This window comes from Pseudooceanicola marinus, assembly GCF_002786295.1.
In the GTDB taxonomy this organism is placed as follows: domain Bacteria; phylum Pseudomonadota; class Alphaproteobacteria; order Rhodobacterales; family Rhodobacteraceae; genus Pseudooceanicola; species Pseudooceanicola marinus.
The window spans coordinates 604,679-616,163 of sequence record NZ_PGTC01000010.1; the positions used below are offsets into that span (position 1 = coordinate 604,679).

15 protein-coding genes are annotated in these 11,485 nt (G+C 62.0%); 9 read left to right on the forward strand and 6 right to left on the reverse strand.

Going from position 1 to position 11,485, the window contains the following annotated elements:
• The first annotated feature begins 210 nt into the window (after positions 1-210).
• Together CVM50_RS07060 and CVM50_RS22240 are read left to right on the forward strand one after the other, a co-directional pair.
• Positions 211-2,331, forward strand: coding sequence for a GNAT family N-acetyltransferase (locus CVM50_RS07060; RefSeq protein WP_085887333.1), 2,121 nt, complete (start codon positions 211-213; stop codon positions 2,329-2,331).
• A 13-nt stretch (positions 2,332-2,344) separates the two neighbouring features.
• The gene (locus CVM50_RS22240; RefSeq protein WP_157792138.1) at positions 2,345-2,758 is read left to right on the forward strand and encodes an ASCH domain-containing protein; all 414 of its coding nucleotides are present in this window, start codon (positions 2,345-2,347) and stop codon (positions 2,756-2,758) included.
• A 108-nt stretch (positions 2,759-2,866) separates the two neighbouring features.
• Here CVM50_RS22240 and CVM50_RS07070 read toward each other — a convergent pair whose 3' ends face one another.
• The 6 genes from CVM50_RS07070 to CVM50_RS07090 form a co-directional block, all read right to left on the reverse strand.
• On the reverse strand, positions 2,867-3,946 hold the full coding sequence (locus CVM50_RS07070; RefSeq protein WP_085887331.1) for a tyrosine-type recombinase/integrase: 1,080 nt from the start codon (positions 3,944-3,946) through the stop codon (positions 2,867-2,869).
• Positions 3,946-4,140 carry a hypothetical protein gene (locus tag CVM50_RS07075; protein ID WP_085887330.1) on the reverse strand — a complete coding sequence of 65 codons (195 nt, stop codon included), beginning with the start codon at positions 4,138-4,140 and terminating at the stop codon, positions 3,946-3,948. The genes CVM50_RS07070 and CVM50_RS07075 overlap by 1 nt, the downstream gene beginning before the upstream one ends.
• 2 nt (positions 4,141-4,142) lie before the next feature.
• Positions 4,143-5,942, reverse strand: coding sequence for a ParB/RepB/Spo0J family partition protein (locus CVM50_RS07080; RefSeq protein WP_085887329.1), 1,800 nt, complete (start codon positions 5,940-5,942; stop codon positions 4,143-4,145).
• Positions 5,939-6,082 (reverse strand): hypothetical protein, encoded by a 144-nt coding sequence (locus tag CVM50_RS21285; RefSeq protein ID WP_157792140.1) that lies wholly within the window; start codon positions 6,080-6,082, stop codon positions 5,939-5,941. The genes CVM50_RS07080 and CVM50_RS21285 overlap by 4 nt, the downstream gene beginning before the upstream one ends.
• Positions 6,079-6,291, reverse strand: coding sequence for a hypothetical protein (locus CVM50_RS07085; protein ID WP_085887328.1), 213 nt, complete (start codon positions 6,289-6,291; stop codon positions 6,079-6,081). Before CVM50_RS07085 ends, CVM50_RS21285 begins: the two co-directional genes overlap by 4 nt.
• Before the next feature lie 259 nt (positions 6,292-6,550).
• A complete protein-coding gene (locus CVM50_RS07090) occupies positions 6,551-6,811 on the reverse strand; it encodes a helix-turn-helix transcriptional regulator (protein ID WP_232618174.1) in 261 nt (86 codons plus the stop codon).
• Positions 6,812-7,259: 448 nt separating this feature from the next.
• Here CVM50_RS07090 and CVM50_RS07100 point away from each other — a divergent pair, with 448 nt between their 5' ends.
• The 7 genes from CVM50_RS07100 to CVM50_RS07130 all read left to right on the forward strand — a co-directional run bounded on the left by CVM50_RS07100 (position 7,260) and on the right by CVM50_RS07130 (position 11,406).
• Entirely contained in the window at positions 7,260-7,718 is a 459-nt protein-coding gene (locus tag CVM50_RS07100) for a hypothetical protein (protein WP_085887325.1), read from the forward strand.
• A gap of 421 nt (positions 7,719-8,139) precedes the next feature.
• A complete protein-coding gene (locus CVM50_RS07105; RefSeq protein ID WP_085887324.1) occupies positions 8,140-8,844 on the forward strand; it encodes a helix-turn-helix domain-containing protein in 705 nt (234 codons plus the stop codon).
• Between the two features lie 13 nt (positions 8,845-8,857).
• Positions 8,858-9,172 (forward strand): hypothetical protein, encoded by a 315-nt coding sequence (locus tag CVM50_RS07110; protein ID WP_085887323.1) that lies wholly within the window; start codon positions 8,858-8,860, stop codon positions 9,170-9,172.
• Entirely contained in the window at positions 9,162-9,758 is a 597-nt protein-coding gene (locus CVM50_RS07115) for a hypothetical protein (RefSeq protein WP_085887322.1), read from the forward strand. Before CVM50_RS07110 ends, CVM50_RS07115 begins: the two co-directional genes overlap by 11 nt.
• Positions 9,755-10,408: a hypothetical protein gene (locus CVM50_RS07120; protein WP_085887321.1), complete on the forward strand. Its 654-nt coding sequence runs from the start codon at positions 9,755-9,757 to the stop codon at positions 10,406-10,408. The genes CVM50_RS07115 and CVM50_RS07120 overlap by 4 nt, the downstream gene beginning before the upstream one ends.
• A gap of 144 nt (positions 10,409-10,552) precedes the next feature.
• Positions 10,553-10,885 (forward strand): hypothetical protein, encoded by a 333-nt coding sequence (locus CVM50_RS07125; RefSeq protein WP_085887320.1) that lies wholly within the window; start codon positions 10,553-10,555, stop codon positions 10,883-10,885.
• 143 nt (positions 10,886-11,028) lie between these two features.
• Positions 11,029-11,406, forward strand: a complete 378-nt coding sequence (locus CVM50_RS07130; RefSeq protein ID WP_085887319.1) for an HNH endonuclease signature motif containing protein — start codon at positions 11,029-11,031, stop codon at positions 11,404-11,406.
• The last annotated feature ends 79 nt before the right edge of the window (positions 11,407-11,485 follow it).

The following is an 11,485-nucleotide window of genomic DNA, read 5'->3' on the forward strand; positions in this document are numbered from 1 at the left end:
GGCTTCTGGGGCTTGGAGCAATCTTCCCTACAGGCTTAAGGATCGGTCTGCGCGATTGACGACGACACAGGCCTTCCCTATCCCTGCTTTATGGAGAAAATCGAGATTTCGTGTGGCAAGCCCAATGGGCGAACAGACAATTATTTTCCGATACCTTGAGAAGTATTTCGGGAGGGCAGATGAGAGACCAAAATCAGGCTGCGAAATGCGATGCTGAGTGATGTTCGGTTGCTGGAGGCTGCGGACGCACTAATCGATCGTCTGGATGATATTGTTGCCATTGCAGATGGTTACAAGATGGAGATTGGTTTTTGGCCAAGGCGCGGGTTGGAGGATGCTATTTGGCGTGGCAGACTGATTGCGGCCTATCGCGAAGGTGAAAATGGAAACGCTGTACTGGGGTTTGTTGTTTTTGGTGGTGTATTTCCAAATGGCAGAGTGCAGGCAGTTGCGGTGCATCCAGACTATTTGCGACAGGGTGTTGCCCAGTATCTGATTGATGCGGTTATATCTAGGTTCGAAATGGAGGGCTTCCTGACAGTCTCTGCTAAGCCGGCCAGAGACCTCGAAGTTGCTCAAAGTTTTTATCAGAAAAATGGGTTTCTCACGGTTAGGTCTAAGGCCGGTGGGGCGTCTCGAAAGAGAGAGATCGTTGTTCGTGAGCGAGCGCTGAAGAGTCCTAGCTTGCTTCCAATTGCGTCTGCAAATGGAAGGCGGATTGGATTTCCCGTTCCGGATGACCGCTCGAAGTTATGGGTTATCGATCTAAATGTTTTTCTTGATCTCTTGAAGGATGGAAGGGCGAACTATGAAATCGCCGTTGGACTTTTTCGATCTGCGCTTCAAGGACGTGTTAGAATTGCGGTTACCTCTGAGTTCACGAAGGAGATGACTAGGGTGCCTCGGGTTGGGGGAGGTGACCCGCTTTTAAAGCTCGCCGAAGCATTGCCTCGCGTTCGTAGAAAGGGCAACGCGGAGGTCGAGAGATTGTCTATGGATATTCATTCATTGATTTTTGAGAAGAACAAGCCGTCACAAGCCGGTTCGGCCCAAGCGCTAAGTGATTGCATGCATCTTGCCGAATCGATCACTGCAAATGCCTCTGCATTTGTGACAAGCGATGGTGTTCTCCTCAGGAATAGGCGCGCGATTAGAGAGGCTTGGAGGTTGGAGGTGGTCGCCCTAGAGGACTTCTGTGAAGCGCTTTCTTCCATCGACAAGGTGCCGATGATCAACGCTGCTCGAGGAGAAGGCTTTCGGGTTTGTTCCGTAGATGCAGCCCGCGCGCGCGGTGTTATATTAAAGCTCAAGCGTGGCGCCGCTAATGGTTTTCTTTTTGGTGATCCCCAAAAGCTGGAGGCGGCCCAGTTCATTGCTGCTTACGACAGTAATGACCGAGAGGTAGCGTTGCTCGCGTCCTGGACGCCATCTGAGTTTGGGCAAGAATATGAGATCTCAATCTTTGTCGATCAGTCTAGCCCCCGGGCTGATGTTATCGCGGACACTATGCTTGGATATCAAGTTGATACTATCGGGCGGTGTGGTGTGAGCTTGATAAAGTTGGACGATGTTCCAGGGCAGTTGTCCGTGCGCAAGGTCGCGCAGCAGAGAGGTTTCGTGCTAAGCGATACTGGTCGGGAGCTGAGGAAAGCTGCTTTAGGCGCCCCTGTTACACCCAATAGCTTCGAGACTCTGTGGGATAAACTCGGAATAATTGTTGGGCGAGATAATTTCGGCTCGGTCCCGTCAACTTTTTCCGGTCTTGAAGAGCTTTTCTCATATAGTATTTCGGATTTTTTGGATATTGAAAACCTGCTTGGTCCGACTTTAATTGTTCCGTCTTCTCGTGAGGTTTGTATTCAGCCGATAGCCAGGCCTTATGCAGATGAGCTTTTGGGTACTTCCGAGCAGGCTTCTTTCCTAGAGCAGCGAGAGGGTGCATTTCGGTCGCAGAAGGTGTACGTTAGCAGCGGGCGAAGCAGAAATTTCTTCAAGGAGAACCAGGTCGTAATGTTTTATGAATCGGTTCGTACCGGAGGGCGTGGCGCGGTAATCGCTGCGGCGCGAGTTGATAATGTTGTGACACAGAGGAAGGTTAAAATAGATCCTGGGTCAATGAGCAGGACGGTTTTGGAGAATGTCGAAAGGTTCTCTTCTAGTGACGAGGTTACTTTGACGAGCTTTAGTTCTATTTTGCGTTTTCCTCAGCCCGTGGGACTCCTCGCGCTTAAACGTGTTGGGGCTGCAGGAACTCAGAACCTACAAACGACTACCAAGATTTCGACGGCTGTTGCTCAGACCGTTTTTGATTTGGGCTGGTCAAATGGATAAAGAGCCGCATGCAATGATTTCGATTCACTCGGACTATGCGAAGAGTATTGTTCGAGGTGTGAAAACTGTTGAGTTGCGGCGGAGGTTTATGGCTCTCCCGAATGGTTCCAGGCTTTGGATATACTCGACTTTGCCGGTCGGTGCGCTTGTCGCGACTGCTGTGGTAGCGGGGATTGACTGTGATAAGCCAGAAAATCTGTGGAATAGGTATCAATCCGAAGCCGCCGTTTCCAAGCAGGCTTTCTTTGACTATTTCCTGGGTTGTAAAAGGGGGGCTGCGATACGATTGACTGATGTTGAAGAGATTTGTCCTGTTCCTTTAAGCCGCATCCGAAGCATTCGCGGAGTCAACCACATTCCTCAGGTGGCAACGAGGCTCTCTTCTTTGGAAGCCAGACGGTTTGAGGAGATTGGGTGTGGCTTATAACGGTTGCCTGTGTTGCTGGAGGGCCGTTGCCTCCTCTAACCGTAGCGAAGCGTCGTCGCGTTTCGTTCAATTTCTTACTGTTTTTTAGCTATATGGTGGCCATTTTCTTCACAACGAAAACCCCTTGATCGCCTCCATCGCTGCCGAGGCCATGCGTCTCCGGTCTGCGCGGTGCGTATAGATGGCCGAGGTCGCCGGCTGCGTGTGCGCCATCACCGCCATGATCTGGTGCTGGGTGGCCCCGGCTTCTGCCAGGATCTCGCCCATGGCCTTGCGTAGCCCGTGCTGGCTTCGGTTCTCCAGGCCGGCGGCCTTGACCCACCTGCGGACCCGCTCGTGAAGGGCGGCGGTTGAGCGGTAGGCGCGACCGTGTTCGCTGAGGATATAGGCTGGGCCTTCTGTGTCGGTCGCGCGTAGCTCGGCCAGGAGCTGGGGGGCGATCGGGACGGAAACGAAGGCAGAGCCCTTCTTCTGGGGTTGCCAGTCTAGGAAGACCACCCCGTCGCGTATGACCTCATGTTGACGGCCGAGGGTGCGCGCGTCGGAGATCCTGCAGGCGGTGAACATGGCCAGGAAGAGCCACCGGCGCGCCGTGGTGCCTTCGGGGTGGGCGTCAAGGAAGGCGCGCACATCGCTGCTGCTCCAGGGCACGGCGCCGCCACGGCTACGGTGGACGCGGGCGATGCCCGCGCAGGGGTTTCGGGTGGCGCGGCCGCGCGTGATGGCCCATTTGTAGGCGGCGCTCAGCGCCTTGCGCGAGTTGTCCGCCTGGGCCGTGGCCTCGCCCCACTGGTCGATGATGTGGTGGATCCCGGCGGGCGGCAGGTCATGGTGCAGATCGCCCATGCGTTCGCCTTCCGGGTCCTTCATCTCGCAAACCTTACCGAAGAGGCTGCGGCGCTGCTTCAGGGTCATGGAGGAGGCGTTGCCGGCCTGCACCTGCGCGTCCAGCCAGATCAGGTAGTCGCGCACCAGCTCGTCCAGGGAGTGGCGCGCGACCGGCTTCAGCGGCGTCTGCTCGACGGTCTGGCCGGCCCGGGCGGCATAATAGTGTTCGGTGAAGGCCGGGTCGTCAGGCCCCACCGGGATGCGTATCCGCTTCCTGGGGTTGCCCTCGACCCGGACCCGATGGCGTAGCTCGCCCGATTTCATCCGTTCCGGCACATAGCCGGGAAACTTCACTTTCATCACTGGGCCCGTGTCTGACCGAATTTCCTCGGCTCACCTTGCGCGACCGGCGCCGGCCGGTCACGGGGCTGGAGGGTTTCGACGGAGAAGCTGCCGTCGGCGGCAACCTGGACGGCGCCAGGCTGAAGGCCCCGCGCGAGCATCGCGTCGAGGACGTTCTTCACGGCAGCGGCGGAGGGTTTCGCGCGGGCCATTCTCAGCTCTCCTTCGTGGTCTGGCGCATCTCTTCGGGCAGCCAGACGTCGATAGCCTTCACCTGATCACGCGATAGGCCGAGGGCTTCCTGCACGCTGGCGTCGTTGAACAGCCCCTCCAATTCCTTCGCGCGGTCTGCCTTCTTCAGGTCGGTGAAGCGTTTCAGCTCTTCGCCCTCGGCGCCGGTCAGCTCTGCCCAGATCGCCACCTGCATGTCAGGCCGGACCCGGCCGAAGTAGTTGGCGGCGTCGGGCGTCCAGATTTTGCGGATCAGATGCTGCGCGTTTACGTGGGCGGCGAGGGCAGCGGGGAAGGCGGAATTGGTCACACCGTGCGCGGTGCGGGCGAGGCCGCGGGCCAACACCTGGTTGCGGTGCTTCTTTCCCTGCTCGCGGAAGGCGGTGAAAGCGTCCCAGGTGCCGGCGGCTCTGTGGTCGACGCTAGGGGGCGGCAGGCGCGCATCCAGGTGGAAGCCGCTGTCGCGCTCAGGCTGGATCACAGGGGCGGCCAGGGTGACGCCGAGGCCGCCGGCATAGGAGGGCAGGTTGGTCTCCATCTGCCAGGCCAGCATGTCCAGCAGGAGTTCGGTCTGGTCGATCAGTGCGACCTGCAGGGCGGCGTGGGCGATGCGGCGCAGGTCGTCCTGGGCGTTCTGGGGTAGGGCGGGTTTCGTGGTACTGCTGCCCTCGGCGCCGGCATTGCTGGACCGCTTGCGGGCTTTCTGCGCGAAGGCGCGCTCCACAACCAGTTCACCGGCCAGGTTCACGTAGGTGATGATGCCAGCGCCTTCGCGTTGCTCCTCGGTGAAGTCGCCGACCTGACGGGCGGTCAGCGCCTCGATCTGCTGACGGTCTTCCTCGCTGCGGTCCTTCCAGGGCATGGCCTCCAGGCGCTCCAGTTCGGCGGCATCGCCTTCGGGCAGTTCGACGCTGGGCGCGGTGATGCGGTCGAACTTCTCGGTCAGGCTCCAGGGGGTATAGGGCTCGGGGCTGGGTTCCGCCCAGCTCCAGCCCCCCTCGGCGCGAAGGCGCTCGGTCTCGGCGATCAGTTTCTCCGTCCACAGCTCATCCAGCAGGGCTGCATCCTCCAGAAAGGCGTCCTCGGTGAAGAGGTCGCGGGAGATCCGGCCGCCGCTCGCCTCGTAGTCGGCCAGGCCGAGGAAGACAGCGCGGCGGTCGCTGGCCGGAACGGCGGCCGAGGTCAGCTCAGCGCGGATCTGCGCGGCGGAAAGGTGGCGGGCGGCTGCGGTCTCGGCCAGGGCGGTCTGGCGTTCGGGATTTTCGGTCAGGCACAGGGCCTCGGCGGCCGATAGACCGATGCGGTCGGCGGCCAGCAGGTCCAGGACCTCGGCGGGCAGCCCGGCCAGCTTCAGCCGCTGGCGGACGTGACGCTCGGTCTTGGCGAAGGCGCGGGCGATGCTCTCGACCGGGACACCATGGGCGGCTTGCTGGCCATAGGCGCGGATCTCCTCGGCCGGGTGCAGGGCGGCGTGGGTGACGTTCTCGGCCAGAGCCCAGGCGCGGGCAGTGGTCTCATTCGGGGCGATTTGCACCGGGATCAGCGGCATCTCGGCGCCCTCGGAGGCCAGCAGCTTCAGCCCGCGCAGCCGGCGCCCGCCCGCGACAATGCCGATGCGCCCGTCCTCCTCGATGCCGCAGAGGTTCTGCAGCAGCCCGGCCGAGGCCAGCGATTGCGCCATGGCCCTGATGTCCTCGTCCGGGACGCTCTGCCGGGGGTTCAGGGGGTGCAGGTACAGCTGCTGGAGCGGCACCATGCGGATGGTCTGGGACTGATCGGTCATTTCTGGGTCTCTTGCTGAGGGATCGCGGCCGGGGGCGCGAAGGGGGCGCCGGCCAGCCAGGCGAGCGAGGCCGTGGCCAGCGTCCAGCCGGTGGCGACGGCGGCGAGGAAGGGCAAGCTGCCGAGGCTGAGCGCGCTCATGCGCCGCCCCTCCGCTCGATGATTTCGCGGACCTTCAGGCGGGTGCGCCCGGTGATCTCGATGACCTGGGCCATGTCAGAGCTGGCCGGGCGGGTCAGGTGCTGCGGGGCGAGCCGGGCCAGCCGGTCAGGTGCGATCGGTTTGCCTTGCGCGGCCTTCCGCGCGGCCCAGTCGGCCGCGATCCGTGCGCTTTGAGCAGGGGTAAGCATGTCTTGCCTCCATCGGGTTGATGGGGGTGGACCATACTACGCAAAATGCGTATCGCAAGATGTAAACTTCGCAATGTGCGTATTTTACCCTTCGGTCATCAGCTTTGGCTTGCGGAACGTAAGGGGAACATTCTAGACGTGTAGAGGAAGGGAGACACAAGGCCATGGACGATTCGCTGCGCTTGGAGTTGCTTAAACTTGCGCGAAAGCGGTCCGGGCTGTCTTTGGATTTGTGGGAAGAGCTGACCGAGGGTCTGGATCAGAGATCCTTGGAGATCCTGGTCGGGAGATCGTCTGTCTTTCCGAAGTACAGAAACTCAAGCGGCAAGCTATAGGTTTTGCGAAGTTTCTTTGCGCTCTGCAGAGATAGGTCCCGCGTACCGTTCTCGAAGGGGCCATAGGTCTGCATCGTGATGCCGGCGCGTTCGGCGAACTCTTTTTTTCCAAGGCCCAAAACCTCACGAACGCGCTTCAGGCGCGCGGCGACAGCTTCTCTCTTGTCTTCGAGTTCTTCAAGCATGACTGGCATTCTACTAGCCCTCATGTTGGCCGCACTGAGCAATTTGCGTATTTATAAACTCCGCGTATTGCGTAGTAGTATCGCGCCTATGGCTAGGCACTTTGTGACAGTTCTGGACTTCGTGACCTTCGTTGGTCGAGCCCGCTTTGAGCGCGAGCTCGGGCACTCCCAACAGGTCATCAGCCGGGCCGTCTCGACCAACCGGATGCCTGCGCACTGGTATTTTGCCTGCCGCGACTGGTGTCGCGAGATGGGCATCACGGTGCCGGAACACCTGTTCCGTCAGTGCCAGAGGCCCAACAGGGCGAACAGTAAGCGGAATGCGAATTTTGGTGATGCGGCATGACACGATCTGACAGGCTCTTCGGCGGCTTCTTCCATCCGGTGACGTGCATTCTTCGCCCGGTCAGCGGTTCCGCACCAGCTAAACGGGCAGGGGTCCATTCACATGCGTAATCACCCCTATGGAACGATCCAGGAGGCGGTTCAGTCGAGCTACCGCGCCTCGGGCCATACCAATGAGGAAATCGCCGAGCTGCTCGGGGTCCGGGGATCAACGATTTCCTACGGCGCCGAAATGAGCGAGGCGCGGCCGGGCGGGCTCGGGGTGAACTACCTCCACCGTCTCGGCCGAATGCGCCCCGAGGCGGCCGTGCCGATCGCCCAGCACTTCGCGCGCCTGGGGGCCGGTGTGTTCCAGCCGGTGCAGCTGCCGGCCGGGGTGACCAGCCTTTTCGCCCATTGCGGCACCGTCGCGAAGGAATGCGGCGAGGCCCAGGCGGCGGCCCTGCGCGCGGCCGAGATGGCCAGCGCGGATGCCTGCGAGGCCGCAGAGCGCGAGATCGCCGAGGCGGTCGAGGCGCTGCTGCGCGCCCGGGCCATGATCCGTGATCAGGGGGCCGCATGACCCGTTTCAACAGCTCTCCCCGTCCCGATCCGCAGGTCTGTGCGGCGGGACCGACTGGTGCGGGGGGATCATGTCCCTCGGTCCCTCCGCGCCCCTTTTCCCGGGAGAGCCGGGAAGATCCGACCGCGATTGAGAACGTGCACACGCTCTGCCGGCGCCTCGGGCGCGGGCACTGCGCCTGTGCCGCCCATGGCCGCGAGGCCTGCAGGGATCTGACTGCGCTCCTGGCGCGCTTCGGCTCGGTCGAGGCCGCGCAGGAAGCGGAACTGCAACGACTGGAGAGACTGGCCCGCAACGCGCGGACCTGACGAGACCCCGGGCCAACCGGGACAGACCTGGAGGACAGGAGCATGACGAAGACACCCAGCCGAGGTCGGAGGTTCCGGCCACGGGCTGACACCCTGCACCCTGGGAGGGCGCGATGAGCCACAAGGCGACCAACTGGCTTTCCGGCATTCCGGCGAAGGAGTTGAGCAGCAGCGAGTTCCGCGTGCTGTTCTTCCTCTGCGACTGTCACAATCCCTCGCAGGGGTGTTTCCCGACGCAGGCCTACCTGATCGACGTCTGCGGTATTTCCAATGGGACGCTGAACAACGCGCTGAATGGGCTGGAGGCCAAGGGGCTGATCGCCCGCCACCAGGAGCGTGACGGCCGCACCCGGCGTCAGAAACCGACCCGCTATGTCCTGGCCTTCGAGATGGGCGAGGGCGGCAAGCCGGCTCCGGGGGCTGGAGGCGGACCAGGTGGCAAACCGTCTCCGAAATCTGGAGGCGGGACGGGCAGAAAGCCGTCTCCGAAAACTGGAGCCGGAAAACAGGCTGCCCCGTCTCCAGCTTCTGGAGGCGGAGCCGTCTCCAATTTGAGGGGCGACCCGTCTCCAATTTCAGGGGGGAGCCGTCTCCAGCCCACTGGAGAGGTAACCTGTAAAGAACCTGTAATTAACCAGCGCGGGGCGCGCGGCGGGTCGAAAAATCCGCTCGTCGTGGCCGAGGCCGAGAGGGCGATCCGGGGCTTTCGGGAGGGGCGGCAGGACGCGCTCCGGGAGCTGAAACCCTGGGTGCAGGATCACATCCGAAACGCGGACCTCCTGACGCCGGACGAGCGTCAGCGGTCGGGACTTTTCTGAGAGAGGAATGGCAATGAGCAGCGAAGTGACGAACCAGACCGTGTCTTTCATCGGGGATCTGCCGGAGGATCCCGATCACATCCCCCTGGCTCCGCCCTGTGGCTTCATCTGGATGCTGGGTAGCACGTTGTGCGGGACCGGGGAGGCCTTTGGCACCACCGATGTACGGGTCAGCTACAAGGGCCGGACGATGGATTTCGTAATGACCTCTGCGGATGTGCTGTGCCTGCAGCAGCTCGTCGAAGAGGCCCTGCAGGCGATGCGCGACAGCGGGGCCGACGACCTCGCTCCGGCGTTCCGCGAAAGGAGCGATGGCCATGCGGAGTGATGCTGAAGGTTTCGAGACCAAGCGTGACCGGGTGCGGCGTTTGCTGCTCGATCCGTTGGACGGCCTCGGCTTCCGCTTCCAGCGGGGTACCGATCCCGAAGAGGCGCGCAAGCGACTCGACCGGCTGGCCGATGATCTGTCCTACATGAGCGATGAGAACCTGCGGCGCCTCTTCGAGGCAATGCGCACCAAGGGTGAGGGCAAGGCGCGGGACTTCTGGCCCAGCCATGCCGCCTTCATCGCCTTGGCGCAGATCGCCCAGCCTCGACCGCTGGAGGAGATGCCCGGCTTGGCGTCCTGGTTCGGCAGTGCTGCCGGGCGGGCGGCCCTGGCCGAGGGGCGGCTGGTCGAAGAATACCGCTGGTGGTTGTCGAAGCACCGCCCGCCGATGAACCCCCAAGAGCGTCGGTTGATCGCGGACCGGGCCGGCGCGGCCCAGTCGAAGGCCGACCGGCTGCGCGAACGGCTGGGGCTGAACCTGCCGGTGGATGCCAGCGACCGCGAGTGGCTGCATGCCTTCGACGCCCACGAAGCGGCGGCGCGGGCCCTGGTGCGGGCCGGGACCACGAAAGGGGTAGCGGCATGACCATGATGATGCGGATGACGCCGGCCCGGGCTGTCGGGCTGAAGGAGGTTTCGATCCTGGAGCTGCTGCACTGGGCCTTCCAGCGCGAGAAGATCTCGATCGAGTTCGACGACCTGCGCGCCGCGATGCCGGGCCAGCTGCCGGGCTTCGGGATGGAGTGGGTGATGATCGAGCGCGCCCGGCTCGGGTGCCGTGTCGATGGAGGAGGGCGGTCTGATCCGCATCCCGACGCCGAAGCGGTGGCCGATGCCCTGGCGCAGCTGCCGGAGGGCGTGGGTGGTCGCCGCATGGCTCTGACCATCGCAGAACTGGCCCGAGCCGGTCAGCTCCACGGCTGGGGCTCCGGCCAGGCGCCGCAGGTGCAGCCGCGCGGCTGGCGTCAGACGAAGCACGGCCTCTTCGCCGAGACGGAAAGCTGTGGAGTGGTGCGGTATCGCAGTCGCGGTAAGGCCCGCGAGGTTGAAACGCGCTGGTGCCCGATCAGGATCGAGAACCATCCGCGGGAAGAGGCCCGGGCGCGGCGGGCCTATCTGCTGTGGTGGGGTGCTCTGAGGGAGCTGCGGGATACGTTCCGGCTATATGGCGGGCTGACACGGCATCAGGTTTCAGAGCAGATGCCGACCATGAAGCCATGGATCCGCAATAGCTAATCTATTGGCAATGCGACCCGGGAATGACCTTGATTTAGGGAGCAGCTTTTTCGTCACACTGGCCAATTTACTTGAGCGTATAGTTTACCTGATGCGCGGAAACACGCTTCTGTGATCGTGTGAATACAAATTAAGGGACACTAAATGCGTTTTCTCATTCTCGCGCCTCTGGCGGTTCTTGCGGTTGCGGCGTGTGCAAAAAAGCCTGACCAGATTGCTGCCGTAGAGCTGCCGGACGATACCTACCGCGCCGCCTCGTGCCGCTCCTTGGCTGCTGAAAAGCTCAAGATTTCTCAGGAACTTGCCAACCTTTCGGCAAAGCAGCAAACCGCTGCGAACGGTGACGCTTGGGGCGTTTTCCTTCTCGGTCTTCCGGTTTCTTCGATGTCGGGTAACGACCAGGAGACGATGATCGCGGTGGCAAAAGGCAAGATCCAGTCCATCGAACGGACCCAGACGGCCAAGGGCTGCGCCTGACCTAAGTTTGTCGAGTCGATCGCGTCTCGCAAATTATTATTGACGAGTTGGTTAGCCTATTGCATCAATGCAGCCGACCTCATTGCGCCCGGAGCTGATTGCCAGCTGCCGGGCGTTTTCATTTCCCGACATCAAGGATCACCATGCCGCGCAAGATCTGCGTCGCCTTCGGCTGCGAAGAGTTGGCCGGCGCCGGGCTTTCCCATTGCCCTGAGCATGAAGAGATCCGGCAGGCGAAGATCGCGGCGCGAAAGGCCGAGGCCCAGCAAGGCGCGGAGGCGCAGGCGAACCGTCGGCTTTATCGCTCGGCCGCCTGGCAGCGCGCGGCGAAGGGGTTCCTGGCCAAACACCCGGTCTGCGCCCATTGCGCGGAGCTGGGGCTGGTGGTGCCGGCGTCGGAGGTCGACCACATCGACCCGCACCTCGGTGACCGGGCAAAGTTCTGGGAGCGGGCCAATTGGCAGCCGCTCTGCAAGCCCTGCCATTCGCGGAAGACGGCGAAGGAAGTCTTCCATCGCTGACCCCGGGGGTACCTCCAAAATCTGGCGCAACTGCTCCTGACCGGTGAGGGGACCGACGCTTTCGCACGCGCGTAATTGA

Bases quoted from the DNA above. Each gene is read 5' to 3' on its own strand.
- CVM50_RS07060 (WP_085887333.1), top strand. From the start codon at position 211: ATGCTGAGTGATGTTCGGTTGCTGGAGGCTGCGGACGCACTAATCGAT.
- CVM50_RS22240 (WP_157792138.1), top strand. From the start codon at position 2,345: ATGATTTCGATTCACTCGGACTATGCGAAGAGTATTGTTCGAGGTGTG.
- CVM50_RS07070 (WP_085887331.1), bottom strand. From the start codon at position 3,946: ATGAAAGTGAAGTTTCCCGGCTATGTGCCGGAACGGATGAAATCGGGC.
- CVM50_RS07075 (WP_085887330.1), bottom strand. From the start codon at position 4,140: ATGGCCCGCGCGAAACCCTCCGCCGCTGCCGTGAAGAACGTCCTCGAC.
- CVM50_RS07080 (WP_085887329.1), bottom strand. From the start codon at position 5,942: ATGACCGATCAGTCCCAGACCATCCGCATGGTGCCGCTCCAGCAGCTG.
- CVM50_RS21285 (WP_157792140.1), bottom strand. From the start codon at position 6,082: ATGAGCGCGCTCAGCCTCGGCAGCTTGCCCTTCCTCGCCGCCGTCGCC.
- CVM50_RS07085 (WP_085887328.1), bottom strand. From the start codon at position 6,291: ATGCTTACCCCTGCTCAAAGCGCACGGATCGCGGCCGACTGGGCCGCG.
- CVM50_RS07090 (WP_232618174.1), bottom strand. From the start codon at position 6,811: ATGCTTGAAGAACTCGAAGACAAGAGAGAAGCTGTCGCCGCGCGCCTG.
- CVM50_RS07100 (WP_085887325.1), top strand. From the start codon at position 7,260: ATGCGTAATCACCCCTATGGAACGATCCAGGAGGCGGTTCAGTCGAGC.
- CVM50_RS07105 (WP_085887324.1), top strand. From the start codon at position 8,140: ATGAGCCACAAGGCGACCAACTGGCTTTCCGGCATTCCGGCGAAGGAG.
- CVM50_RS07110 (WP_085887323.1), top strand. From the start codon at position 8,858: ATGAGCAGCGAAGTGACGAACCAGACCGTGTCTTTCATCGGGGATCTG.
- CVM50_RS07115 (WP_085887322.1), top strand. From the start codon at position 9,162: ATGCGGAGTGATGCTGAAGGTTTCGAGACCAAGCGTGACCGGGTGCGG.
- CVM50_RS07120 (WP_085887321.1), top strand. From the start codon at position 9,755: ATGACCATGATGATGCGGATGACGCCGGCCCGGGCTGTCGGGCTGAAG.
- CVM50_RS07125 (WP_085887320.1), top strand. From the start codon at position 10,553: ATGCGTTTTCTCATTCTCGCGCCTCTGGCGGTTCTTGCGGTTGCGGCG.
- CVM50_RS07130 (WP_085887319.1), top strand. From the start codon at position 11,029: ATGCCGCGCAAGATCTGCGTCGCCTTCGGCTGCGAAGAGTTGGCCGGC.